21 protein-coding genes are annotated in these 24,179 nt (G+C 73.6%); 8 read left to right on the top strand and 13 right to left on the bottom strand.

Annotated elements, in window-relative coordinates; translation table 11 throughout:
• Positions 1-9 precede the first annotated feature (9 nt).
• The 8 genes from FF36_RS20765 to FF36_RS20735 all read right to left on the bottom strand — a co-directional run bounded on the left by FF36_RS20765 (position 10) and on the right by FF36_RS20735 (position 10,941).
• Positions 10-1,557, bottom strand: coding sequence for an acyl-CoA synthetase (locus tag FF36_RS20765; RefSeq protein WP_082122097.1), 1,548 nt, complete (start codon positions 1,555-1,557; stop codon positions 10-12).
• 105 nt (positions 1,558-1,662) lie between these two features.
• Complete coding sequence (locus FF36_RS20760; protein ID WP_242422675.1) at positions 1,663-3,876, bottom strand: putative bifunctional diguanylate cyclase/phosphodiesterase; 2,214 nt, start codon at positions 3,874-3,876, stop codon at positions 1,663-1,665.
• A 56-nt stretch (positions 3,877-3,932) separates the two neighbouring features.
• The gene (locus FF36_RS20755; protein ID WP_236705660.1) at positions 3,933-4,754 is read right to left on the bottom strand and encodes an SAM-dependent methyltransferase; all 822 of its coding nucleotides are present in this window, start codon (positions 4,752-4,754) and stop codon (positions 3,933-3,935) included.
• 723 nt (positions 4,755-5,477) lie between these two features.
• Positions 5,478-5,603 (bottom strand): hypothetical protein, encoded by a 126-nt coding sequence (locus FF36_RS40075; protein ID WP_255355687.1) that lies wholly within the window; start codon positions 5,601-5,603, stop codon positions 5,478-5,480.
• Positions 5,604-6,598: 995 nt separating this feature from the next.
• Complete coding sequence (locus FF36_RS20750) at positions 6,599-7,645, bottom strand: NAD(P)-dependent alcohol dehydrogenase (protein WP_044886799.1); 1,047 nt, start codon at positions 7,643-7,645, stop codon at positions 6,599-6,601.
• Positions 7,646-7,815: 170 nt separating this feature from the next.
• A complete protein-coding gene (locus FF36_RS40070) occupies positions 7,816-8,616 on the bottom strand; it encodes a DUF1918 domain-containing protein (RefSeq protein WP_044886798.1) in 801 nt (266 codons plus the stop codon).
• 84 nt (positions 8,617-8,700) lie between these two features.
• Positions 8,701-9,417, bottom strand: coding sequence for a TetR/AcrR family transcriptional regulator (locus FF36_RS20740; RefSeq protein ID WP_044886797.1), 717 nt, complete (start codon positions 9,415-9,417; stop codon positions 8,701-8,703).
• A 9-nt stretch (positions 9,418-9,426) separates the two neighbouring features.
• The gene (locus tag FF36_RS20735; protein WP_044886796.1) at positions 9,427-10,941 is read right to left on the bottom strand and encodes a glycosyltransferase 87 family protein; all 1,515 of its coding nucleotides are present in this window, start codon (positions 10,939-10,941) and stop codon (positions 9,427-9,429) included.
• A gap of 147 nt (positions 10,942-11,088) precedes the next feature.
• Here FF36_RS20735 and FF36_RS20730 point away from each other — a divergent pair, with 147 nt between their 5' ends.
• Both FF36_RS20730 and FF36_RS33085 read left to right on the top strand, forming a co-directional pair.
• A complete protein-coding gene (locus FF36_RS20730; protein WP_199865454.1) occupies positions 11,089-12,297 on the top strand; it encodes a molybdopterin-dependent oxidoreductase in 1,209 nt (402 codons plus the stop codon).
• On the top strand, positions 12,294-12,860 hold the full coding sequence (locus FF36_RS33085) for a hypothetical protein (RefSeq protein WP_095211974.1): 567 nt from the start codon (positions 12,294-12,296) through the stop codon (positions 12,858-12,860). Before FF36_RS20730 ends, FF36_RS33085 begins: the two co-directional genes overlap by 4 nt.
• A gap of 684 nt (positions 12,861-13,544) precedes the next feature.
• On the opposite strand, the gene FF36_RS20720 is transcribed toward FF36_RS33085, so the two are convergent.
• Together FF36_RS20720 and FF36_RS20715 are read right to left on the bottom strand one after the other, a co-directional pair.
• Complete coding sequence (locus FF36_RS20720) at positions 13,545-14,234, bottom strand: TIGR04282 family arsenosugar biosynthesis glycosyltransferase (RefSeq protein ID WP_044886825.1); 690 nt, start codon at positions 14,232-14,234, stop codon at positions 13,545-13,547.
• Positions 14,235-14,245: 11 nt separating this feature from the next.
• Positions 14,246-14,947, bottom strand: a complete 702-nt coding sequence (locus FF36_RS20715; RefSeq protein ID WP_044886795.1) for a glycosyltransferase family 2 protein — start codon at positions 14,945-14,947, stop codon at positions 14,246-14,248.
• A gap of 244 nt (positions 14,948-15,191) precedes the next feature.
• Here FF36_RS20715 and FF36_RS20710 point away from each other — a divergent pair, with 244 nt between their 5' ends.
• From FF36_RS20710 to FF36_RS20700, 3 genes are all read left to right on the top strand, one after another.
• A complete protein-coding gene (locus FF36_RS20710; protein ID WP_044886794.1) occupies positions 15,192-15,953 on the top strand; it encodes a response regulator transcription factor in 762 nt (253 codons plus the stop codon).
• A gap of 31 nt (positions 15,954-15,984) precedes the next feature.
• On the top strand, positions 15,985-17,124 hold the full coding sequence (locus FF36_RS20705) for a sensor histidine kinase (protein ID WP_044886793.1): 1,140 nt from the start codon (positions 15,985-15,987) through the stop codon (positions 17,122-17,124).
• Positions 17,125-17,199: 75 nt separating this feature from the next.
• Positions 17,200-18,243, top strand: a complete 1,044-nt coding sequence (locus FF36_RS20700; RefSeq protein WP_044886792.1) for an NAD-dependent epimerase/dehydratase family protein — start codon at positions 17,200-17,202, stop codon at positions 18,241-18,243.
• On the opposite strand, the gene FF36_RS20695 is transcribed toward FF36_RS20700, so the two are convergent.
• The gene (locus FF36_RS20695; RefSeq protein WP_044886791.1) at positions 18,148-19,314 is read right to left on the bottom strand and encodes a sulfite exporter TauE/SafE family protein; all 1,167 of its coding nucleotides are present in this window, start codon (positions 19,312-19,314) and stop codon (positions 18,148-18,150) included. The two genes, FF36_RS20700 and FF36_RS20695, sit on opposite strands and share 96 nt — an antisense overlap.
• Before the next feature lie 149 nt (positions 19,315-19,463).
• A complete protein-coding gene (locus FF36_RS20690; protein WP_242422674.1) occupies positions 19,464-20,129 on the bottom strand; it encodes a pentapeptide repeat-containing protein in 666 nt (221 codons plus the stop codon).
• Positions 20,130-20,343: 214 nt separating this feature from the next.
• Between FF36_RS20690 and FF36_RS20685 the strand changes: the two genes are divergently transcribed.
• Positions 20,344-21,822 (top strand): NAD(P)/FAD-dependent oxidoreductase, encoded by a 1,479-nt coding sequence (locus FF36_RS20685; RefSeq protein ID WP_044886789.1) that lies wholly within the window; start codon positions 20,344-20,346, stop codon positions 21,820-21,822.
• Between the two features lie 158 nt (positions 21,823-21,980).
• Here FF36_RS20685 and FF36_RS20680 read toward each other — a convergent pair whose 3' ends face one another.
• Positions 21,981-22,442, bottom strand: a complete 462-nt coding sequence (locus FF36_RS20680) for a MarR family winged helix-turn-helix transcriptional regulator (RefSeq protein ID WP_063870330.1) — start codon at positions 22,440-22,442, stop codon at positions 21,981-21,983.
• Between the two features lie 97 nt (positions 22,443-22,539).
• Here FF36_RS20680 and FF36_RS33080 point away from each other — a divergent pair, with 97 nt between their 5' ends.
• Both FF36_RS33080 and FF36_RS20670 read left to right on the top strand, forming a co-directional pair.
• Positions 22,540-23,343, top strand: a complete 804-nt coding sequence (locus FF36_RS33080; RefSeq protein ID WP_082122095.1) for a protein-tyrosine phosphatase family protein — start codon at positions 22,540-22,542, stop codon at positions 23,341-23,343.
• 444 nt (positions 23,344-23,787) lie between these two features.
• Positions 23,788-24,177, top strand: coding sequence for a PPOX class F420-dependent oxidoreductase (locus FF36_RS20670; protein WP_044886787.1), 390 nt, complete (start codon positions 23,788-23,790; stop codon positions 24,175-24,177).
• The last annotated feature ends 2 nt before the right edge of the window (positions 24,178-24,179 follow it).

Genomic DNA, 24,179 nt, shown 5'->3' with positions numbered 1-24,179 from the left:
GGGCGCCCCTCAGCCGGCGTAGCGCTCGCGCAGCCGGATGCGCTGCAGCTTGCCGGTGGGCAGCCGCGGCAGCTCCTCGACGAACTCGACCGTGCGCGGCACCTTGAAGCCGGCGAGCCGCTCGCGGCCGAACGCCTGCAGCTCGGCCGCGAGCTCCGCCCCGACGACCGCCTCGGCGGTCGGTTGGACCACGGCGAGCAGCCGCTGCCCCATCTCCGCGTCCGGCACGCCGATCACCGCGACGTCGGCGACGGCGGGGTGCAGGATCAGCACGTTCTCGATCTCCTGCGGATAGAGGTTGACCCCACCGGAGATGACCAGGTCGGTTCGGCGATCGGCCAGGTAGAGGTAGCCGTCGGCGTCGAGGTGGCCGAGGTCGCCGAGGGTGAGCCAGCCACGGTCGTTGTAGGCGGCGGCGGTCTTCTCCGGGTCGTTGTGGTACTCCATCCGGGTCGGGCTGTCGAAGTAGACCCGGCCGATCTCGCCCACGGGCAGCTCCGCGCCGTCCTCGCCGACGATGTGCACGACCCCGATGACGGGCCGCCCCACCGAGCCGCGGTGGGTGAGCCACTCCTGCGAGGTCAGCGCGCACATGCCGCCGCCCTCGCTACCGGCGTAGTACTCGAAGACGATCGGCCCGAGCCAGTCGATCACCTGCTGCTTGACCTCCGGCGGGCAGGGCGCGGCGGCGTGCACGACCAGGCGCAGGCTGGACAGGTCGAAGGCGGTGCGCTGCGCGGCGGGCAGCTTGAGCAGGCGGACGAACATCGTCGGCACGACCTGGACGTGGGTGACCCGGTAGCGCTCGATCGCCCGCAACGCCTCGACCGGATCGAAGCGCTCCATGAGGACGACCGTGCCGCCGAGGCGCTGGGTCGCGGTGCTCCAGCCCGTCGGCGCCGCATGGTAGAGCGGCGCCGGGCACAGGTAGACGCTGTCGGGGCCGAATCCGAACGAGCCGACCATCGCGCGGTCGATGGCCAGGCCGGTGCCGAACGGGTCGAGCGGCAACGCCGGCTCGATGCCCTTGGGGCGGCCCGTCGTGCCCGACGAGTAGAACATGTAGATGCCCTCGACCTGGCCGGCGGGCTCGCCATCCGGCTGGCCGGCGAGGGCGGTGCGGTGGTCGAGGATGCCCTCGGCGAGCTCGGCCGGCCCGGCATCGATCATGACGATGTGCTCCAGCCGGGCGGCGGACTCCCGGACCCGCTTGACGATCGGGGCCAGCTCGGCGGAGGTGAACAGCACCCGTGCCCCGCAGTCGTCGACGATGTGGGCGGTCTCCTCGGCGGTGAGGTGCCAGTTGACCGGCGTCCAGTACAGGCCGCTGCGCTGCGCGCCCCAGGAGACCTCGAAGTACTCGGGCCGGTTCGGCAGCAGGATCGCCACGTGGTCGCCGGGGCGCAGACCGTAGCCCGCGAGCAGGTGCGCGACCTGCCGGCTGCGACGTTCCAGCTCACCGAAGGTGAGCTGCGCGCTGCCGTCAGCCATCACGACGGCCAGCCGGTCCGCCGGATGCTGGGACGGCTCGCCGAGCATCGCCGCGACCTGGGGCATATGACCCTCCCTGTCGGGCCGCACCCGCCGGCATCGGCCCCGCAATGCGCCGTTTACGTAGTAAACGATGTTAGGGCGGCCACATGCCACGTCAAGAGCATGTGCTCACGAGACAAAACGGGAGGTGGGGGCCCCGATCGCCCGAGGCGTGGGCAGCATCGAGACGGTCGAGGACCCGGCACGCAGCCGGCGGGTGATCTCATCGGGCGGTAGCGGCGGCGCGAACAGGTAGCCCTGGGCGCTGTCGCACTCGACCTGACACAACCGCTCCGCCTGGGCGGCGGTCTCGACACCCTCGGCCGTCACCGTCAGGCGCAGCGAATGGGCGAGCTCGACGAGCATCCGCACGATCTTCTCGCCATCCGGATCGTGCTGGCGAGCGGAGCCGAAGCCGTCGACGAACGGCCCGGCGAGCTTGAGGGTGTGCACCGGCAGCCGGCGCAGGTAGGCGAGGTTGGAGAAACCGGTGCCGAAGTCGTCGATGGCGATCCGCACACCCATCGCGGCGAGGCTGTCCAGGGCCCGCATCGGCTCGCCGGCCGTGCCCATCATCGCACTCTCCGTGAGTTCGAGCTGAAGCAGCTCCGCCGGCAGTCCGGTCTCGTCGAGGATCCGCGCGACCTGGTCGACCAGGTCGGCCTCGCGGGTCTGGCGGGCGGCGAGGTTCACGCTGACGTACGGCGCGCCCGGGCCGTCCGAGCGCAGCTCGCGCCAGCGGGCCGCCTGCCGGCAGGCCAGCTCGAGCACCCGGCGACCCAGCGGAACGATCTGGCCCGTCTCCTCGGCCAGGCCGATGAACGCCTCCGGGCTGAGCAGCCCGAACCGGGGATGCCGCCAGCGGACCAGCGCCTCCACCCCGATCATCAACCCATCAGCCCCATCAGCCCCGTCAGACCCATCAGCCCCGGACTGCTCGCCGAGGGTGACGATCGGCTGATAGACGACGATGAACTGATCCCGCTCGACGGCGCCGGGCAGCATGGTCGACAGGGTGTGCCGGGTCACCTGGCGGGCGTTGCGCTCCGCGTCGAAGACGGCCCACCGCCCCCTTCCGGCGTCCTTGGCCTGATAGAGGGTGATGTCGGCGGCGCGCAGCAGGTCGGCGAGGTCGCCGTCGGCCACGGGTCGCTCGACCAGACCCATGCTGGCGCCGATCGACAACGCCTGGTCGCCGACCCGGACGGGCTCCGCCAGCGCCGCGAGCACGGCCCGGGCGGTGGCGGTGACGTCGTCGATGCCGGACGTGTCGGCGAGGAGGATGACGAACTCATCCCCGCCCATCCGGACCAGGAGTTGACCCGCGGGCAGCGCGCCGGTGATCCGCCCGGCGACCGCGACGAGCAGCCGGTCACCGGCGTCGTGCCCGAGGCTGTCGTTGACCGCCTTGAATCCGTCGAGGTCGATGAAGCACAGCCCGAGGCGCCGGTCCGGCTCCGCGGCCATCAGCTCGGTGACTCGTTCGACGAGCACCGTCCGGTTGGGCAGCCCGGTCAGCGGGTCGTGGCGGGCCTGCTGGCGCAACTGGCTCTGTAACCGGTGGCGCTCGGTGACATTCACGATCATCGAGAGCTGGACCTCGCCGCGCCCGTCGGCCCGGCGCAGGCAGGACGTGGTCAGCTCCGCCCGCACCGGGTCGCCGGCAGACCCGGCGAAGCGCAGCTCCGTGCGCAGGTGCGCCGGTCCGGTGAGGCGCTGAGCGGCGTGGGCGTCGCGCAGGCCGGCGGCGTCCTCGGGATGGGCGAACTCGTGCAGCCCCCGGCCGCGCACGCGGTGCGGGGCGACGTCGAGCATCCGCAGGAAGGCATCGTTGGCATCGACGATCCGTCCGGCGGCGTCGGCGAGCACGATCCCGATCGCCGCCCCGTTGAAGATCATCTGGAACCGGGCATCGGTGGCCTGGTGGGCGGCGCGGTGGATCGAGTCCTGACCGGCGAGGATCCGCTCGCGCAGGGCGCGGGTGTATCCGTGGGCCAGGGCTCCCTGCAGGGCGGCGACGCGGCCGGTGAGCTCGTCGTCCGCGTCGAGGCCCAGCTCGGCGAGCAGCTGGGCGCCGCAGACACGGATCGTGGCGGCCAGTGCGTCCGCGGCGCCGTAGGTGTAGTCCGCGACGGCGGCCCCGACCGCGGCCGGTTCCCCGGCGAGCGGCTCCACGCCGAAGGGCTCGTCAGCCAACGGCTCGTCAGCCAACGGCTCGTCGAGCAGGGCGTCGACGAGCCGTTCGGTCAGGCCGAGCAGCCGCTCCTCGACGGCGAGCAGACCGGTGGCCGGGTAGCTCGCACCGACGATGGCACGCGCCCAGACCTGCGCGAAACGCGCCACCCCGCGCCTGCGGGCAGCCGGGGACAGGTACCTGTTCTCCACGCCTGTCGGATGGACTATCGACGGCCGACGGCGGCCAGCGCCACGGCCCGGCTCGGGTCGGCCGCCAGCGGGTCGAGCCCGCCGTGCGCCTCGTCCGGCCGCCAGGACGGCAGGTAGACCAGCCCCGGCTCGACCAGGTCGTAGCCGGCGAGCAGGCCGGCGATCGTGGCCCGGGATCGCGGGGTGACCCCGGTCGGCGTCGACTCGTACACCTTGCCCGCGCCGTGCACCTGCTCGGCCCGCTCGTCGGCGGTCACGTGGGACACCGCCAGGTAGCTGCCGGGCACCGTCGCCGCCCGGAAGGCCCCGATGATCCCGGCCGGGTCGTCCCCGTCGGCGACGAAGTGCAGCACGGTGACCATCAGCACCGCGACCGGCCGAGAGAGGTCGAGCAACCTCGTGACCTCGCTCGATCCGAGGATGGAGGCCGGCTCACGGATGTCCGCCTGCAGCACCGCGGCCAGCGGGTTGTCGGCGAGCAGCATCCGTGAGTGGACGACGGCCACCGGGTCGATGTCCACGTAGACGACCCGCGCCTGCGGGTTGACCCCCTGGGCGACCTCGTGCACGTTGCCGACGGTCGGCACGCCCGAGCCGAGGTCGAGGAACTGGGTGATCCCCGCCTCGGCGGCGAGGAAGCGGACCGCCCGGTGCAGGAACAGCCGGTTCGACCGCGCCACCAGCGGCCCGTCCGGGAACGCCGCGATCACCGCCTGGGTGGCCTCGCGGTCCGCGGCGAAGTTGTGCGAGCCACCGAGCGCGTAGTCGTACATCCGCGCGGCGCTCGGCCGATCGACGTCGACACCCGCGGCCCACCCGGGCATTTCATCCATCATCCACTCATCCCCTGCGCGGTCCGATCGACGACCTACCGTGAGTGGATTGTCCACCCCCGCAACCTTCGTCACCGCACGGGGTACCCATGACTACGCAGAACGGACGCCCCGCGTCCGGATCGCCCGGCCCGTCACCCCACCCACAGGTGCACTCACCTGCGCCGGACCGAGCGGGAGCCCGTCAGGGCCTGTCTTTACTTGTGAAGCGTCAGGGGTTGGTGTGTGGGCGCTCCGTGGTGGCCCGTTCCTGTCGCGCAGGACGGTGATCGCGGTGAGGCCACCGCGGCCGCATTGCGGTGCGTTCTGCACGGCCTGGGCCCGCAGACCGTACATTCCGTACAGCACTGCGCCCCGTCTCCGACCTGGATGATCTTCGCGCCTGTGGAACCCTGCCCCACGGCACGACCTGCCACCGCGAGAGCCTGGCCCGGTCCCGACGGTTCCGCGGAACCGCGCCAGCGCCGTCGGTGGCCAGCCCGACGTCACCGACGACCCTGACGCCCACGATGTGCGCACTCGTTCCGAGCATCGAGGGTTCGGCTTCGGTCAGCCGGACGTCGCGGAAGCCGGCGAGGTCGAGCTCCACGCGCAGCTCGTCGGGACGGTGGAAGTACGCCCAGAATCCGCCATCGAACCTGCGGGCCGGGTCCTGGCTGAGGCCGGTGCTGAGGTGGCGGTCGAAGTCGGACCAGGCTTCACCACTTCCCAGCAGGCGCTCAATGGTCATTTCTCAAGGAGTTCGATACGCCAGGCGACGACGCGTTCGCGTAGATCAGCGACGTAGGTGGGGGTCACCCCGTAGGGGGCGAAGTCGTCGGCATCGTCGAGCCGGGCGATCTGCCCGAGCATGGCGGCGAAATGGCCGCGGTCGAAGCCCGGATCCGCCAGTTGGCGACCAGTTCCACCCGGTGGACCTCGTCAGGCTTGCTCGGGTCGGTCACGTGGAGCCGCGCGATCAGCTCGGTCCGGAGTTCGGTCGCGACCTCGAGACCGTCTGCCCGCTAGGCCACGATGACCGCGTCGACGGCGGCTGGGAAGTCCGCGCGTCGGTCCCAGCCAGCGGGACAGATCCGCAGTCCTGGACGCCTCCCGGAGCACCGTCTCGTACATCCGTGCGAGACGGCCGGGGTTCGTCAGGTCGTACCGAGCTGAGCCCGACCAGTCCAGCCACCGGTCCAGAACCACCACTCCCGATGTCGGACCCTCCAGTTCGTCCAAAGAGTTCGCGACCGCGTAGGGACGCACGTCGTCGTACCGCGAGCCCGGGGGCGGCCCGCCGGATGGCATACCACTCATCCTCGACACCAACCTCCCAGACAGGTCCTCGCGTCGAAGAGTGCTCTTCCCCTCTCCACAGTAGACCAGGCCCAGGCTTACCCTCATCGGCGCCGCCGGGTAGATCACCGCGTGGTACGAGAGGGGCCCTTCGCATCCCATCCAGGCGCGCGATGAGGTTGTTGCCCCCACGGACTCGGAGGAGGCTCGAGCGGCCTGCCAGGGTCGACCTCGCTCCGCTGGTTGACCGACGTGAGGGAACGCCTGGTCAGGCTTGATAGGTCAACTGGGATTGACGTCGACCAGAAGAACGTCATAACCCTGCTCGGCAAGGTGCGCGGCGTGCGTTCCCGGCCCGCCGCCGACATCGACGAGATTGCCGCGCCCAGGCAGGAACCGGGCGAAGATGTCCCAGGTCCGAAGCCGGACGAGGTCACCGATGCCCGGCTTCCACAGCCGCGGTCCTCGTCGGCCACCTCGTACCGGGCCACCACGCGACCATCAATCTGCACCCGGCAGAGTTTAGGAAGACCCGCGCTGTCCTTCGATTCCTTTTGTCGTCGCCCGCATCAGGTCGTGGGGACCATGACGACGCGGCCGGAGATCTCGCCCGCGCGCAGGCGGTCATAGGCGGCCGGCATGTCGGCCAGCGGGACGGTCTCGACGTGGGCCCGGATCAGACCGGCGCGGGCGAGGTCGAGGACCTCGAACAGTTCGCCGCGGGTGCCCCAGTACGGCAGCGAGACGTCAACGTCGAACGGCACCGTCCCGAACCGGAACGGCAGAGCCCCGCCGGCCAGGCCCACGACGGTGACCCGTCCCTCGGCCCCGACGGCAGCCGCGGCGGTGGCCATCGTCGCGTCACTGCCGACCATGTCGAACACGGCCTGCGCGCCCAGGCCGCCGGCGGTCTGCGCCCGGATCGCGGCGGCCGCGTCCTCGCCCGCCGGCACCGCCGCGTGCGCGCCGAGCTCCAGCGCCTGGACGAGCTTGCCCGGGGCGACGTCGACGGCCACGACGCGGGCCGGGGTGATCGCCCGAAGGATCTGGATGCCAAGGTGGCCGAGGCCGCCGGCCCCGATCACCACCGCGGTCGAGCCCGGCCCGAGCAGCGGCAGGGCCTTGCGGATCGCGTGATACGGGGTGAGCCCGGCGTCGGTGAGCGGCGCGGCGGCCACCGGGTCGAGGTCGCCGAGCGGGACGAGGTGGCGCACGTCGTCGACGAGCAGGTACTCGGCCATACCGCCGTCCCCACCGAGGCCCGGGCCACCCATCCCGTGGGTGACCTCGCAGTACTGTTCGGCGCCGCGGGCACACGCTCGGCAGTGCCCGCAGCCCCAGGGCCCGTAGACGGCGCAGGCGTCACCCACCCGTACCGCGCTGACCCCGGGGCCCACGGCGTCGACCCAGCCGGCGGACTCGTGGCCGAGGGTGAACGGCAGGCGCAGGCCCTGCCCGACCATCTGCTCCGCCGGCCATTCCATCAGGTGCAGGTCACTGTGGCAGGCGCCGGCGGCGGCCACCCGCAGCCGCACCTGGCCTGGCCCCGGAACGGGGTCGGGCAGCTCGACGAGTTCGGGCGCCGACTGGTACTTGGTGATCTGAAGCGCGCGCATGATCTCTCCCCCTCGTCGTAGCCCGTGCTCCTGCGCGGACCAGGCCCATCCTCGTTCCCCGCCGCCTGGCGGATCACCGCGGGTCGATCGCGGGTCGGTGGCCCACCGTCACCAGCCCCGCGACCACCGTCACCGGCCAACCGGCCAGCCGCGGCCGACGACCGCGGCCATCAGACCGGCGCCACCGGGCCGGTGCTGCTGCGCCGGTGTTCCACCTCGGCGTCCGGACCCGGGTAGACGAAGGTGGCATGACCGCCGTCGCCCCATCGGACCAGGTAGGGCGGGTCGCCGGCGGGCGAGTGGACCTCCAGGATCTCCCCGCCGCACGGCGGCCGGTCGGGGTTCGGCGGCGCCACGACCAGCCGATCGCCGACGGATGCTCGCCAGCGGCCGAGCCGGGGCTCGGGTAGCCAGGTGACGGTCTTCGGGCCGGGCAGCCCGCCCTCGTGCGAGGAACGCGGGGTCTCGGCGGCCACCGCCGCGGCGAGATCGGCCAGCCCCGGCAGGTCGGCGAGCTCGGCGGTGGACCCCCGGCCGGCCGGGGCGGCTGCCGCGGCCGCGTCCGCCCCGGAGCCACCGGTGGCCCGACCGGCCGGCACCGCGGCCGACGCCGGGGCCGCGACGACGTCGTCGAGCGCGATCAGGCCGACCACCCGGCCGTTGTCGGTGAGCGGCAGCCGCCGGACGGTGTGCTCGCGGAACATGCGGACCACGTCGGCGGGGTCGGCGTCCACGTCCAGGGTGACGACGCCGCGGGTCATCACGGCTTCGACCCGGCCGTCGAAGGGGATGCGCCGCCGCAGCGACCGCAGCGCCAGGTCCCGATCGGTGACGATCCCGACGAGGTCCTCGCCGTCCATGACCAGCAGTGATCCCACTCCCTGCACGTCCATCCACCGGGCCGCCTCGACGATGGTCATCTCGCGGGGCACCGTGACGGGCTTGTGACGGGGAAACCGCACACCGGCCATTGCTCCTCCTCCGCCCTGCGCGCCTATGCGCAGTCGTGTTCGGCTGTTGGCGGTTTCCAGCCTCCGGCATGAACAACGCCCAGGTCAGTGCCGTTCGACCCGAACCGGGACGCCGGAGGTCACCACGACCGAGGCCGACCCGACCGGATACGGACGGACGACGTCGGAAACGAGGGAGCGGATGTGGTCCAGCACGGTGTCGAGGGCGATCCGCAGCGGCGCCACCTCGCGGCGGGTCTGGGCGAGCAGCAGGCCACCCTGCACCGCGGCGAGCAGGGTGAGGGCGAGGCGCTCCGGGTCCGCCTCGCTGCGCAGCTCGCCCCGGGCATGCATGGCCGCCAGTCCCTGGCGGATGGCCGCCTCCCAGCGGGCGAACGCCGCCGCCAGGGCCTCGCGGGCGACCGGATCCACATCGGCGAGCTCGCTGGCGAGCGACCCCAGCGGGCAGCCGCCGCGCAGGTGCCGACCGAGGTGGAAGTCGACGAGCGTGTCCGCCCAGGCCGCCAGCCCCGCCAGGCTGTCCAGCCGGCTGAACAGGGGCTGCTGGAAGGCCAGCACGGCCTCGGTCTGGTAGGCGACCACGGCGCGGACCAGCGCGTTCTTGTCCGCGAAGTAGTGATAGAGCTGCGAGCTGCTCACCGAGGCGGCGACGCGGACATCCTCGGTGCTGGTGCCGGCGACGCCCTGCGCGTACATCAGCCCGGCGGCGGCCTCGACGATCCGCGCCCGGGTGGCCTGGCCCTTGCGGGTGATCCGGCGACCGTCCTGGCCGCCGGCGCCGCCGGGGACGGGTGGGCTCATCGACGAACCCTACCTCTTTGGAGCCGTCACTCCAGAATCCAGCGGCAGCGCGGGCCAGTTCGGTTCCGCGTCCCGGTGCACCCGCGGGCCGGCGCCGGCGAGCCGGTGGCGCAGGCCGGTCACGGCGAGGACGACGGCGGCGGCCACCGCGTAGGAGGCCACCCGCAGGGTCCAGGCATCGCCGGGTAGATCGGTGAACAGGGAGACATAGACGGGATGGGCGGCGGCCGCCACGGCGAGCCACTCCAGCCGCCCGGCGACGACGGCGAGCGCCGCCAGCAGCACGCCGTACCAGGGCTGCACCGGCGTGGCGACGAGGAACGCCGCGCCCACCAGCCACAGCGCCGCCCGTTCGGGGGGTACCCGGCCGGGGTCGGTCCGCCACACGGCCACCGTCACCGCCGCGAGCACCGCCACCGCGACCGCCTTCGCCGCCGACCCGCCGAGGTGCAGCACGCCGGCGAGCAGCAGGAACCGCGCGCCCTGGCCGTAACCCTCGACGTCGAGGTACTGCGGGAGGAACCCGAGCACGCCGGTGCCGACGGCGAGCAGGTGCGGCAGGTACGCCAGCCCGACGACCCCGGCCGCGGCACCGACCAGCGCCGCCGGGCGACGCCGGGCGGCGGCCGGCAGCAGCAGCGCCGGGTACAGCTTCACCGCCACCGCGGCGCCGAGCAGCGCCCCGGCCGCCGCCGCCCGCCGCCGTGACGGCGACGCCGGCTGCGACGGGGTCGGCTGCGACGGGGTCGACGGTGCCGCCGACGGGCGGACGGAGCGGCGGGTGAGCACGGCGAGGCCGGCCATCGCGAGCAGGGCCCCGAGGACGTCGACGTGCGCGTCCGAGCCGACCTCCAGGCCGGCGAGAGGCGACAGCGCGTAGAACGCCGCGTACCGGGGGTCCCGCCCGCGGGTGGTGAGCATCCGCATCAGCAGGCCGGTCAGCGCCAGCGACAGCAGCGAGCCGTAGAGCTGGAGCTTGTGCTCCCGCGGCGGGCCGGGCAGGTAGTGCACGGCGGTGAAGTACGCCTGCGCCACCGGCGGGTAGATGGTGTGCGCCCGCGGGTAGTTGAGGCGGATGCAGTGCGGGCCCCGCTCGATCGCCGCGCAGCCGGCGGCATCGGGGAACAGCCACTGGTCGCGCAGCCCGGTCAGGTGCGGGTCCAGCGGGCCGTAGCGGTAGGGGTCGATGCCGGCGGCCTGCACCCGGCCGTCCCAGGCGTAGCGGTACAGGTCGTCGGAGAGCTGGGGCGGTCCGGTCGCCGCGACCGCGTGCACGGCGAGGATCCCGGCCAGCAGCATGCCGGCGGCGGCCCGCCGGTTCGCCGACCGCACCAGTGACGCGGCCGTCGCGACCCCGAGGACCCACCACACCAGCACCCCGGGCAACACGCCGGCCCGGCCGGGCAGGTAGCCGGGGGCCGCGCGGACGGCGAGCTGCGTGGCGAGCACCCCCGCCAGCCCGATGCCCGCACCGATCAGGGCGCGGTCCGGACGGCTGCGCGGCACGGCGGCGGCTGACGGCATGCGCCAAGCCTCGCAGGACAGCGGCGGGACGCCCGGGTATCGAGGCCCGACTTCCTCGTTCCGTAAGGCGACGATCAGGCCGGATTCCGGTTGCGGCGGCCTACGTTTCCTCTCGTGCAACGGTTTCCCCGCGTGTTCACCGGCCGGCTGACCAAGGGGGCCCGCCTGCTTTCCGCAAGACTGCCTGAACCACCGGCGGCGGCGCGCCGCGGTCCGCTGCGGGCTGGGGCTTTCCCGAGCACGCTGCATGATCCGCGAGTGGCGTCGCTGCTGGGCATCGCGCTCGGGATCGCCTTCGGAACCTGTTTCCTGACCGGGCTCGTGTCACATTTCATGCAACACCCGCCGGACTGGCTGCAATGGCCCTCCCGGCCGGTCTGGCTGTACCGGGTCACGCAGGGTCTGCACGTCATGACCGGTCTGGCCAGCGTCCCGCTGCTGCTGGTGAAGCTGTGGACGGTGTATCCACGGCTGTGGGGATGGCCGCCGCTGCGATCCGTCGGGCATGCCCTTGAACGGCTCACGATCGTGCCGCTGATCGCCGGTTCTCTCTTCCAGCTCGCGACCGGAATCGCGAACATCGCACAGTGGTACCGGTTCCGTTTCTTCTTCACCGTGACCCATTACTGGATCGCCTGGATCACCATCGGCGCCCTGGTCGTGCATATAGCCGCGAAACTGACCGTCGTGCGCGCGAACGTGGGCCGAAATCGATACGAAGACCTTTCCCGCACAGACCCGCAGGACGCCGGCCCGCCGACCGGCGGGCTCACCCGCCGCGGGCTGGCGGTGGCGACCGGCACCGCGGCCGCCGTCATCGTCGTGACGACGGCCGGCCAGTCGGTTCCGGCGCTGGCACCGCTCGACCTGCTCGCGCCCCGCCGGCCCGACCTCGGCCCGCAGGGGCTCCCGGTGAACCGGACCGCGCGGGCCGCCCGGGTCGCCGCCGCGGCCCGCGATCCGGAGTACCGGCTGGAGGTCATCGGCGCCCGGCGGGTCGTCTACCGCCTCGCCGAGGTGCACGCGCTGCCCCGCCACACCGTGCGGCTGCCGATCACCTGTGTCGAGGGCTGGTCGGCGGACGCTACCTGGCACGGTCCCCGGCTGCGCGACCTGCTCGACGCGGCGCTCATCCCCGCCGACGCCACCGTCCGGGTCGAGTCGCTGGAGGCGCGCGGCGGCTACCGGGCCAGCGAGGTGCGCCCCGCCCATGCCCGGGATCCACTGACCCTGCTGGCCACCGGTCTCGACGGTGCCGATCTCGACCTCGACCACGGCTACCCGGTCCGGCTCATCGCACCCGACCGGCCCGGCGTCCTGCAGACGAAGTGGGTGCACCGGGTGGTGATGCTGTGACGAACGGCGGTGTGGGCAGGAGCGGGCCGAGCGTCGGCGGGCTCGCCCTACGGGTAGTGCTGGCGGCGGCGGGGCTCGCGGCCCTGGGCTACGGCGTCGACGGCCTGCTGTCGATGTCCCGGGCGACGCGCCCGACGAACGCCGGCGCCTGGCTGATCGGCGGGATCGTCGTCCACGACGCGCTGCTGGTGCCAGCGACGATGATCGTGGGCTTCGCGCTCAGCCGCCTCGTCCCGGCGCCCTACCGTGCCGTCGTGCAGGGCGCGCTTCTCGTCAGCGGGTCGGTGGCGCTGGCGTCGCTACCGCTGTGGCGCGGCTACGGCGGGTCCGCGGACAACCCCTCGGTGAACCCGCTGGCCTACGGCCGCAACCTCGCCATCGTCCTCGGCGCGGTCTGGGCCGGCGCCGCGCTCATCATGGCAGGCCGGGCGGTGGCGGCGCGGCGCGGGCGTCCGGGCGCCGGTCGCGGCCCAGGGCGGCAAAGTGGCGGCCGGCGCTTTGCCAGGACCCGGCGACGAGCAGGCCGGCGGCCGGCGCGAGAACAGCCAGCTCGTTCAGGCTGACCAGACACCAGGCGAACGGCTTGGAGATGCGGCCGGTGGCGTCCTCCAGCCGGAGCCGGACGGGCCCGGTCGGAGTCCCCGGCGGCTCGACCTCGACGAGCACCTGGCCGGTCGGGGCGAGCAACTGCCCGGCGCGGCGCAGCAGGCGCACCGGATCCCCGCCGATGCCGATGTTTCCGTCGGCCAGCAGCAGCGCGACCCAGCGACCCTCGGCCGGCAGCCGGCCGAACACGTCACGCCGCAGCGCGACGGCCCCGGCCTGCCGGCTCAGCCGCACGGCGAGCGGCGCGACGTCGATGCCGAGCGCCGGCACCCCGCGGGCGGCGAGCGCCGCAGCCAGCCGCCCGGGCCCGCAGCCCACGTCGAGGGTCGGCCCCGCGCAGTGCCACAGCAGAGACAGATCCCCGGCCGCCAGCGCCCCACCACCAGCGGCGCCGGCGTCGGCACCCGCACCGGCAGCACCCTCGACAGTGACACCGCTCAGGGCGGCCGCTGCCTCGGGCTCGGAATGCGGCGGGGNGGNTCCCCGCCACCGGTGCACCGGCAGCGGGATGCGCCGCCCGTCCGGATGGTGCGCCCACAGGCGGCCGGCGGTGGAGCGCAGTCCCGCCTCGTAGATGTCAGTCGGTTCCCATCCGTCGCCCGCCGCCGCGATCGCCTGTCCCGCGGTCGCCTGTCCCGCGGTCACCGCGTCGCGGCAGCGGTCGCGGACGCACCGGGCGCGCGCCGAGCGTCCAGGCCGGCGCGGGTGTCCGCCGCGCGCCACGCTGCGGCGAACCGGCCGCCGGGGACGAGCCGGGCGACCGCCGTCGCGTCGGCCGCGGTGTCGACGTCCCGCAGCGTCGGCAGCACCGTCACGTCGAGTCCGGCGGCGCCGAGTCGGGCACGCTGGCGGGCGCCGGTGTCGGGGCGGGACGTGGGCACGCCGCGCAGAAGGTCGCCGTCGGGTCGGGCGAGGCCCAGGGCCCACCAGCCGCCGTCGGTCGCGGGGCCGAACACCGCGTCGGCCGAACGCAGTGCCTGGCAGGAGGCGGCCAGCAGGTCGGCGGTGAGCTGCGGCGTGTCCATGCCGATGAGCAGCGCCGGACCGGTCTCGGCAGCGAAGGCGGCGGCCAGGCGGGCATCGAACGGGCCGGCCGTCTGGGCCGCCACCGCCAGCCCGCCGAAGCCGCCGGCCGTGGCCAGCCACGGGCCGGCGGCGCCATCGAGGACGAGCACGGGACGCAGGTCGGCGAATCCGGGCCGGGCGGTGAGGGCCGCGACGGCGGCGAGGGTGTCGGCGAGCGCCGCCGCCGCGACGGCCGCGGCCTGCTCCGGGCGCAGCGGCGGGGTGAGCCGGGTCTTCACCCGGCCGGGCACCGGCTCCTTCGCCATCACGAGCAGCCTCACGGCAGGCGCGCCAGCAGCGTCGACATGTCCCGGACGGCGCGGGCGGCACCGAGCGGCGTCCCGGTGACCTTGGACCGGCCGATCCGGGGGGTGTAGGCGACGTCCGTCTCGGCGATGCGCCAGCCCGCCTGGGCGGCGCGCAGCAGCAGCTCCAGCGGGTAGCCGAAGCGGCGGTCCGCGATCGACAGGGCGAGCAGGTCGGCGCGCCGGGCGGCCCGCATCGGCCCCAGGTCGCGCACCGGCACGCCGCGTCGGCGCAGGCGGCGGGCGACGGCGGCATTGCCGAGCCGGGCGGGCGGCGGCCAGGCCCGCAGCGAGGTCGGGCGGCGCCGGCCGAGGACCAGGTCGGCGCGGCCGGCGGTGGGGTCGACCAGGTCGGTGGCGAGCAGGGCCACGAGGTCGGGCAGCCGCGCCGGGTCGAGCGAGGCGTCGGCGTCGCACACGCAGACGACGTCGGCGTCCGCGGCCAGCAGGCCGGCGTGCACGGCCGCCCCGTAGCCGCGCTCGGGCACGGCGACGACCGTCGCGCCCCGGCCACGGGCAACCTCGGCGGATCCGTCGCGCGACCCGTTGTCGGCCACGATCGCCCGGTAGCCCGCCGGGATCCGGTCGAGCACCCAGGGCAGCGCCCCGGCCTCGTCCAGGCAGGGCAGGACGACGTCCACCGGCGTCCGGCCGTCATCACTTTCCGTCAACATGATCGGGACTGTAGTGCCGGGCAACCATGATCGATCATTACGGAACGAGGACGGCCCTCGCCGAGTATCGGCCCGCTGACCTGGCTCGTCGGTGCGGCGGAGGCGGTCGGGCGCGCCGCCGACCGCGACCGGTCGGCCCCCGGGCGGGCACCCGGCGATCCCCGCCGTCCGCAGGACATTACGAAGCGGGGAACATCCGCGCCGGGCGGGGCGCAGGCGGGCCGGGGGTGCCTATCGTGGCCGTATGGCCCGCGTCCTCGTCGTCGACGACGACGCCCTCGTCGCCGAGGTCGTCGACCGCTACCTGCGCAACGCCGGTTTCGACGTCGACCGCGCCGCGGACGGTCCGGCCGCCCTGCGCGCCGCCGAGGCCCGCCCGCCCGACCTCGTCGTCCTCGACCTGATGCTGCCCGGTATCGACGGCCTCGAGGTTTTCCGCCGGCTCACGGCGCGCCAACCCGTTCCCGTCATCATGCTGACCGCGCGGGCCGACGAGGCGGACCGGATCACCGGCCTGGAGGTCGGTGCCGACGACTACGTGACGAAGCCGTTCTCCCCGCGGGAGCTGACCCTGCGGGTGCGGTCGGTGCTGCGGCGGGCGGCCGAGTCCGCCGCCGCCCCGGAGCCCGGCGTCCTGCGGGCCGGCCCCCTGGTCATCGACCCGGCGGCGCGGACCGCGACCCGCCACGGGGTGCCACTCGGCCTCACCGTGCGCGAGTTCGACCTGCTGGCCTTCCTGCTACGCCGGCCCGGCCACGCCTTCACCCGCGTCGAGCTGCTCGAGCAGGTGTGGGGCTGGAGCTACGGCGACCCGTCGACGGTGACCGTGCACATCCGCCGGCTACGGGAGAAGATCGAGGACGATCCGACCGCCCCCCGCCTGCTCGTCACCGTGTGGGGCGTCGGCTACCGCTACGACGCCCCACCGGCGGTGCCCGGCGCGGAGACGTCGCCGGCGGTGGCCGGCGCAGAGGCGTCGCCGGGCGACCCGCGGCAGGCGGGATGAGCGGCGGCGGGCCAGGGAGCGCGGGGATGCGATGATCGCCGAGTTGGAGGTCGCCGGGATCGCGCTGGGCTGCTCGACGGCCGGCGCCATCAGCGGCGTACCGCTGCTGCTCGCGCTGCGCCGCCGGCCGCTGTGGGCGATGGCCGCGGCGCTGTGCGTATGGCCGATCGTCGCGGTCGTCGTGGGCGTCGCCGTCACGGCGCGGATGATGTTCCTTTCCGCGCACGACCTGCGACTGGTAATGATCATCGTCACGGTCTCGGCGACGGTCGCCTCCGCCTTCGCGCTGCGCGTCGGGCGTCCGGTCGTGGCCGGGACCGGTGCCCTCACCCGGGCGGCGGCGACCCTCGGTGACCCCGGCTACCGGGGCGCCGGGCGCGTCCCGACGACGGAGCTCGCCACGCTCGCCGCCACGCTGGACGCGACGAACACCCGGCTGGTCGAGTCGTTCGCCCGCGAACGGGCCCTGGAGGCAAGCCGGCGGGAGCTGGTCGCGTGGATCAGCCACGATCTGCGGACCCCGCTGGCGGGGATCCGGGCGATGGCCGAGGCGTTCGAGGACGGCCTGATCACCGATGCCGAGACGACCGACCGCTACCACCGCCGGATGCTCACCGAGACCGAGCGACTCACCGGGATGGTCGACGACCTGTTCGAGCTGGCCCGGTTGCAGGCCGGGGCGCTGCGGCTGAGCCTGGCGAAGGTGCGCGTCGCGGACGTGGTGTCGGATGCGGTCGCGGCCGTCGATCCGATCGCGCGGGCGCGCGGCGTCGTCGTCCGCGGCGAGGCCGACGATCTCGGCTTCGTCGACGCCGATGCCGCCGAGGTCGGACGGGCCCTGACGAACCTTCTGGTCAACGCCATCCGGCACACCCCGGACGACGGGACGGTGGAGGTCACCGCCACCATGGCCGCGGATCAGGCGCTGTTCTCGGTGGCGGACCGCTGCGGCGGCATCCCGCCGCAGGACCTCCTCCGGGTGTTCGACCTGGGTTTCCGCGGGGAGCCCGCGCGGACCCCGGCCGGCGACGACGGCCCGGGGCAGCCGCGGACGCGCTCGGGCATCGGCCTGGCGATCGTGCGTGGGATCATCGAGGCGCACGGCGGCGCCGTCAGCGTGCACAACCAGCCGGGAGGTTGCCGCTTCGTCGTGGCCCTCCCGACGTCCTGACGCCGGGGCGGGCGGCGCGCCACCGTCCGCGGTTCGTAAGATCCGGCGGCGCTCGGCGCGGATAGCGTCGGCGACATGCGGGTTCTTGTCACCGGCGGCGCCGGTTTCATCGGTTCCCATGTCGTGGACGCGCTGGTCGCGGCCGGCGACGAGGTCAGGATCCTCGACGCCCTGCTGCCGGCGGTGCACCGGAACGTCCCCGCGGTGAACGACCGCGCCGAACTCGTCGTCGGCGACGTCACCGACCGCGGCCAGGTCGAGGCCGCGCTCGACGGGGTCGACGTCGTGTGCCACCAGGCCGCCATGGTGGGCCTGGGGGTGGACCTCGACGACCTGCCGGCGTACGCCACGAACAACGATCTCGGCACGGCCGTGCTGCTCGCCGCGATGGCCCGCGTCGGGATCGGGCGCCTCGTGCTGGCCAGCTCCATGGTCGTCTACGGCGAGGGCGGCTACCGCTGCGCCGAGCACGGGGCGCTGCGCCCCGGCCCGCGGGTGCGCGCCGACCTGGACGCCGGGCGGTTCGAGCCACCCTGCCCGCGCTGCCACCGGCAGCTCGCGTCCATCCCCGTCCGCGAGGACGCCCCGATCGATCCCCGCAACGTCTACGCGGCGACCAAGGTGGCCCAGGAGCACCTGGCCGCCGCCTGGGCCGCCGCGACCGGGAGCACCGTCATGGCCCTGCGCTACCACAATGTGTACGGTCCGCGGATGCCGCGGGACACCCCGTACGCCGGGGTCGCGTCGATCTTCCGCAGCGCCCTGGCGGCCGGGCGCGCACCCCAGGTGTTCGAGGACGGCGGCCAACTGCGGGACTTCGTTCACGTCCACGACGTCGCGCGCGCCAACCTGCTGGCGGCACGCGGCCCGGACCTGCCCGGCCGGCTCACGCCCCTGAACGTCGGCTCGGGAGCACCGCACACCGTCGGGGACATGGCGGACGCGCTGGCCCACGCCGTCGGCGGACCGCCACCCGTCGTGACCGGTGGATACCGGATCGGTGACGTGCGGCACATCGTCGCCTCATCGGTCGGCGCCGCCGAGCTGCTCGGCTACCGGGCGCAGGTCGGCTTCGCCGCGGGGATGGCGGCGTTCGCCCGCGACCCGCTGCGCGGCTGAGATCCCCACCGCCACCCCGGCCGGAATCCCCGCCGTGGACGCGGTGAGCACCCGCACGTCGGCGATTTCCCACCGATCCCGGGCGACGCCCACGGCCGTAGGCGGCCCGACCGACCGCGCGCCGAGCCCGACCGACCGCGCGCCGAGCCCGATCGTCGCGACCGCGGCCCTCCCGGTCGGGTCTTCGGCCAGGCCGGCCCCGGCAGCGGCCCGGCGGCGATGCTGCATCGCTACGACGACCACCGCCGTACCGAGCATCGCGAACAGGATCCCGCCGAGCCAGACCGTCGGCACGCCGACCAGCCTCAGACCGCTGAGCGAGATCACGACGACGAGCGCGGGGCGGATGATCCGGCTCGTCGCCGGGCCGGCGGAGACCCGCGCCCCCAGGTAGACCCCGGGCAGGGAGCCGAGCAGCAGCGAACCGGTCAGGCCGAGCTGGAAGTCGCCGAACAGCAGGTGCCCCAGCGAGGCGGCGGCCACCAGGGGCACCGCCTGGGCGAGGTCGGTGCCGACGAGCTGAGAGGACCGGATGCGCGGGTAGAGACCGAGCAGCATCACGACGATGAGCGAGCCGGAACCCACCGAGGTCAGCCCGACGACCAGCCCGCCGATGGCGCCGATCAGGACGGTCGGCAGCGGGCGTGGCCGGATGCCGACCTCGCCCGCAGGCGCCGGCGGCCGGCCGCGGTCGACCAGGGACTTCGCGAGCATCCCCGCCGCCGCGAGGACGAGCAGCGCCCCCATGGTGACCTTGATCCGTTCCTGGACGGCGTCCCCGTCGCCGAGCGCCCGCAGGATGAGCACGCCGCAGAAGCCGGCCGGCACGGAGCCCAGGCACAGCCAGCCGACCAGGCGCCGGTGGACCGTGCCGCGGCGCAGGTGCACGGTGGCACCGACCGGCTTCATCACCGCCGAGGCGACCAGATCGCTGGACACGGCGGCGAGCGGCTGGACGCCGAACAGCAACACCAGCACCGGCGTCATCAGCGCGCCGCCGCCCATGCCGGTCATCCCGACGACGGTTCCGACGACGAACCCCGCGAGCGTGACCAGGGGATCGAGATCCATACACCGCCCACCTTCCCTATCCGCACGATAGGCATCGTGAGCAATTCCCGCGAGGGGGGACGACGGCTGCCAGCAGGCCGCCGACCTGCGCAGACCTGCACAGACCTGCGCCGACGGCGCGCGACCAGGCGCTCGGGGCGACGCGCTGGTCAGTCCACCGCGAGGCCGAGCGCGGTCGCGACGACGATGGCCTGCCAGGGATCGATGCGGGCGCCCCGCAGCGTGACGGCCAGTGGATCCAGCGCGGACAGGTCACTGCCGCGCAGGTCGGCGCCGGACAGGTCGGCCCCGTCCCACAACGCACCGGAGAGATCGTTGTCACGCAGCGTGGCGCCATCACAGCGCGAACCGGTCAGGTCGGCCTCCCGCATCCGGACCCCGACGAAGGACGTACGACTCAGTTTTGCCCGCGACAGACCAACAAAGGACCAATCCCCGCCGCTGACCTTCATGAGGTCGTGCGTGCATCCGTCGAACAGGCTGCCGGTGAACTTGCACGCGTCGAAGCTCGTGTCGAAGAAGGAGCACCGGACGAACACGCAGTTGATGAAAGCGGTATCTGAATAACCCGATGCGTTGAACCGGACCCCGCGGAAGGTGCACGAGTCCAGAACCGCGCCCGTGGTCGGCACCTCGGTCAGGTCGAGGTCGACGAAGGCGACGTGATCATGCGCCTGCCCCGACAGATCCCCGTCGACCTCGGCCAGGCTGCGGACGGTATGGTCGACTGCGGGCGCCGTCGGGCCGTATTTCCGAGCCGGCACGCGGCGCCTCCCCAGCGACCGGTAGTGGGACCGGCCGCACTCGTCGATCAAGGTCCGGGCTAAGCCTACCGCCCGCCGCCGGAAGTGTGTTCCACGCCACATAGTCCGTAGTCGATGTTTCGGACTCGGGGGTGACGATGAACACGATCCGGCAGCCGGTATACGGCGGAAAATAGTTAGTGGAGACCGACGTGCTATCGGGGATAAGGTCTCCGCGGCGCCAACGGGCACCGCTGGGAGTCAAGAGGTTGAGCGGAGAAGGATCGTGAGCACGGACAGCGCCCGCACAGGGCATGCCGACGAACCGGAACGGCTCGAGGGGCGGCAGAGCTCCCCGCACCGCGTAGTGATCATTGGCTCGGGCTTCGGGGGCCTGTTCACCGCGCAGGCTCTTCGCAAGGCGCCCGTCGAGATCACCCTCGTCGCAAAGACCACCCATCACCTGTTCCAGCCGCTGCTCTACCAGGTGGCGACCGGCATCCTGTCGGAGGGCGAGATCGCCCCGACCACCCGCGAGGTGCTCAGCCGCCAGGAGAACGCCCACGTCGTCCTGGGCGACGTGACCACCATCGACGTGCAGGCGAAGACCGTCACGTCGCAGTTGCTCGGCCGGACGACGGTCCACCCCTACGACAGCCTCGTCGTCGCTGCCGGCGCCGGGCAGTCGTACTTCGGCAACGACCAGTTCGCCACCCACGCCCCGGGCATGAAGAGCATCGACGACGCCCTCGAGCTGCGCGGCCGGATCTTCGGCATGTTCGAGCTCGCCGAGGGCTCGACCGACCCGGCCGACATCGAGCGGCTACTGACCTTTGTCGTCGTCGGCGCCGGCCCCACCGGCGTGGAGATGGCCGGCCAGATCGCCGAGCTGTCGCGACGCACGCTGCGGCGCGACTTCCGCAGCATCGACCCCACCAAGGCCCGGGTGATCCTGCTCGACGCCGCGCCCGCCGTGCTCCCGCCCTTCGGGGAGCGGCTCGGCGCGAAGGCCGCCGACAAGCTGGAGAAGATCGGCGTCGAGGTGCAGCTCGGCGCCAAGGTCATCGACGTCGACGCCACCGGCATCGAGGTCGAGGACAGCGACGGCACCCGCCGGCGGATCGACTCGGTCTGCAAGGTCTGGGCCGCCGGCGTCGCCGCAAGCCCGCTCGGCAAGCAGCTCGCCGAGCAGACCGGCGCCGGCATCGACCGCGCCGGCCGCGTCGAGGTGCTCCCCGACCTCACTCTCCCGGGCCACCCGGAGATCTACGTCATCGGCGACATGATGAGCCTCAACCGGCTGCCGGGTGTCGCCCAGGTCGCGATCCAGGGCGGCCGGCACGCGGCCAAGGAGATCCAGGCCTGGGTCGCCGGCAAGCAGACCGGACACCCGTTCAAGTACAACGACAAGGGCAGCATGGCCACCATCTCGCGGTTCAGCGCGGTGGCCAAGATCGGCAACATCCAGTTCAGCGGCTTCTTCGCCTGGCTGGTCTGGCTGGCCGTGCACCTCGTCTACATCATCGGCTTCAAGCACCGCCTGACCACCCTGCTGCACTGGACGGTGAGCTTCATCGGCCGGGGCCGGTCGGAGCGCACGGTCACCCAGCAGCAGATCTTCGCCCGCGCGGCGTTGGAGCGGCTCGGGGAGAACTTCGCCCCGTCGCTGCCGCCACAGGCCGGCGAGGCACCGTCCTGGACGGGCGCGGCCCGCACCCAGGTACCGCCGCAGGGCACGGAGAGCCGGGAACCCACCCGGGTCTAGACCACGCCGTCGCACGGCACAGGCCGCGTAGGCCGCAGCCGCCCGCACCACCACACGACCGCCCGGTCGGGACGAGCTCCCGCCGGGCGGTCGTCGGCTGTGCCGCGAGGCGGATGTCCGTGCCGCGAGGCGGGATGCCGGCGCCGCGAGGCGGGATGTCAGCCGGCTGCGGCCGGGGCCGGGATCGCCTCGGCCGCCCGGACGAGCAGCTCCCGCAGAGTAACGAGCTCGGCGTCGCTGAACGCGGCGGCGAGCCGTTCCTCGACCGCGAGTGCCGCCGCGTCGGCGCGCCGGAACAGCGCATGGCCGACCCGGGTCAGGCGGGTGACGAGGACCTGCGCGTGGTCGTCGGACGGCTGCCGCTCGATCAGCCCCTTCGCCTCCAGAGCGGCCAGCACGACGGCCATCGTCTGCGGCGTGACGTGGCATTGCCGGGCGGCCCTCGCGCCGGAGATGCCCGGAGTGGCGGCGATCGCGACCATCGCCGCGTACTGCGGCACGGTGAGGCCGAACGGCCGCAGCACCCTGGTCTTCTCCGCGATCAGCACCTGTTCGGCCCGCTTGATCGCCAGGCCGAGCCGCTCGGCTCCCGCGTCGACCGGGCGGGATCTGGCTGCCACGGTCCTCACTGCGCCCGCTCGACTCGGCTGGGGTGGGCGACCCACGGATGGCCGGGAGGGCCACACTGATCCGAGGCTACCGCGGATCGGAGGACCCATGACCGGCATCGTGCCCGGTGGCACCCCCAACGCCCTCGGCACTCCCAGCGCCCCAGACACATCCGGCACTCCAGGCGCCGACCCGATCGGCGTGGATGCGGCGCCGGGCACCGTCGGGCCGGCCACCATCCGGCGGCCCGAACCCCCGGCCACCACCTCCAGGGGAGCCGGCGCACCCCCCGGCGGTGCCAATGTTCCGCCGGCCCATCCAACCGACGCCGGCCCGGAGTCCTCCGCAGCGGCCTCGCCCGCACGCGCGTCGTCCGGACCGATCCGATCCGCCGATGCATCCGCCCGCCCCGACGAGGGCAGCGCCGAGCCACCCGGCGCCATCGCACTGCCCGGGGCGAGCGGGTCGTCGAGGGCGAGCGAGCTGCCCGGGGCGATCCGGCTGCCGGACGGTGGCTGGATCCGGCCCCGCGGGCTGCGTCACCCCCCACCACCGGGACCACTCCCCGATCGCGGCCTCTATCTGGGCGGCGCCCGCCTGCGACGGCGGCATGACGGTCAGCTGACCTGGCAGCACGAGTGGATCGACTGGCCGGACTTCCTCCTCCCGCGCCATCCCGCGACGGCCGCCGCCCGCATCCGCGCGCTGCACGCGCACACGCGGACGTCCGACCGGACCGAGCTCGCCTGCGGCGGTGGGGTCGGCCGCACCGGGACCGCCCTCGCCTGTCTCGCCGTGCTGGCCGGCCTGTCCCCCACCGACGCCGTCGCCTGGACCCGCGCGCACCATCACCCGCGTGCTGTCGAGACCCCCTGGCAGCGCCGCTGGATCGAGCGGTTCCCCAACCTCTGACGGATCCCGCAGTCACGCCCCCACCCCCGCGCGTCACGATCCCTCCAGGAATGATCACGGGCGGCCCGCTCACCCCGGGGCGCTACTCACCATCGGCACGCGGCCAGCCAGCGCGAGACGCCGGGGTTGCGATCCCTCCAGGGATGATCACGGACCCCATGGTAAAGCTGCAGGTCAGTGGTGCCGCCTGAGCGGTGTGCACCTTGATCATTGCAGCGGTCCGGCGGTGATGCAACTGCGCAGGTCAGGGCGTTGATCATTGCGTGGCGGGCGGCACCCTCTCCCGGCCCGCGTCTTTGGCTGGGAGTGCGGCGGCGATGGACCCGTTCGGCCAGCACGGGCCCAGGATGACTCACCTCCCGAGAGGTTTCCGCGTCCGATTCCTCTCTTCGGGCGGGCGGGGGCCACGGACAGACCATCAGAGTACTGATATATCTTCGAGTCATGACAGTCATCCCCGCGAGCCATCGCGATCTGCTGGAGCGCCCGCTGTTCGGCCACCTCGCCACGATCCGGCCGGATGGCACCCCTCAGGTGAACCCGATGTGGGTGCTCTGGGACGGCACGTTCCTGTGGTTCACGAACACCACGACCCGGCAGAAGTACCGCAACGTCACGGCGACGCCGCAAGTGGCGGTGTCCGTCAACGATCCGGAGGCGCCCTACCGGTACCTGGAGATCCGCGGTGTCGTCGAGCGGATCGACCCCGATCCGAACGCCGAGTTCTTCATGCGGCTCGCCGACCGCTATGCGATGAAGCTCGACGGGCCGCCCGCGGACGCGCCGCACCGGGTGGCCTACGCGGTCCGGCCGACCGCGGTCAGTTTCCAGTAACC

The organism is Frankia torreyi, assembly GCF_000948395.1.
Lineage (GTDB): Bacteria > Actinomycetota > Actinomycetes > Frankiales > Frankiaceae > Frankia > Frankia torreyi.
This window is presented reverse-complemented; position numbering and strand designations above follow the sequence as displayed.

Excerpts from the sequence above, each read along its gene's own strand:
- FF36_RS20765 (WP_082122097.1), bottom strand. The coding sequence starts at position 1,557 with ATGCCCCAGGTCGCGGCGATGCTCGGCGAGCCGTCCCAGCATCCGGCG.
- FF36_RS20755 (WP_236705660.1), bottom strand. The coding sequence starts at position 4,754 with ATGATGGATGAAATGCCCGGGTGGGCCGCGGGTGTCGACGTCGATCGG.
- FF36_RS40075 (WP_255355687.1), bottom strand. The coding sequence starts at position 5,603 with ATGCTCGGGCAGATCGCCCGGCTCGACGATGCCGACGACTTCGCCCCC.
- FF36_RS20750 (WP_044886799.1), bottom strand. The coding sequence starts at position 7,645 with ATGCGCGCGCTTCAGATCACCAAGTACCAGTCGGCGCCCGAACTCGTC.
- FF36_RS40070 (WP_044886798.1), bottom strand. The coding sequence starts at position 8,616 with ATGGCCGGTGTGCGGTTTCCCCGTCACAAGCCCGTCACGGTGCCCCGC.
- FF36_RS20740 (WP_044886797.1), bottom strand. The coding sequence starts at position 9,417 with ATGAGCCCACCCGTCCCCGGCGGCGCCGGCGGCCAGGACGGTCGCCGG.
- FF36_RS20735 (WP_044886796.1), bottom strand. The coding sequence starts at position 10,941 with ATGCCGTCAGCCGCCGCCGTGCCGCGCAGCCGTCCGGACCGCGCCCTG.
- FF36_RS20720 (WP_044886825.1), bottom strand. The coding sequence starts at position 14,234 with ATGGCGAAGGAGCCGGTGCCCGGCCGGGTGAAGACCCGGCTCACCCCG.
- FF36_RS20715 (WP_044886795.1), bottom strand. The coding sequence starts at position 14,947 with ATGTTGACGGAAAGTGATGACGGCCGGACGCCGGTGGACGTCGTCCTG.
- FF36_RS20710 (WP_044886794.1), top strand. The coding sequence starts at position 15,192 with ATGGCCCGCGTCCTCGTCGTCGACGACGACGCCCTCGTCGCCGAGGTC.
- FF36_RS20705 (WP_044886793.1), top strand. The coding sequence starts at position 15,985 with ATGATCGCCGAGTTGGAGGTCGCCGGGATCGCGCTGGGCTGCTCGACG.
- FF36_RS20700 (WP_044886792.1), top strand. The coding sequence starts at position 17,200 with ATGCGGGTTCTTGTCACCGGCGGCGCCGGTTTCATCGGTTCCCATGTC.
- FF36_RS20695 (WP_044886791.1), bottom strand. The coding sequence starts at position 19,314 with ATGGATCTCGATCCCCTGGTCACGCTCGCGGGGTTCGTCGTCGGAACC.
- FF36_RS33080 (WP_082122095.1), top strand. The coding sequence starts at position 22,540 with ATGACCGGCATCGTGCCCGGTGGCACCCCCAACGCCCTCGGCACTCCC.
- FF36_RS20670 (WP_044886787.1), top strand. The coding sequence starts at position 23,788 with ATGACAGTCATCCCCGCGAGCCATCGCGATCTGCTGGAGCGCCCGCTG.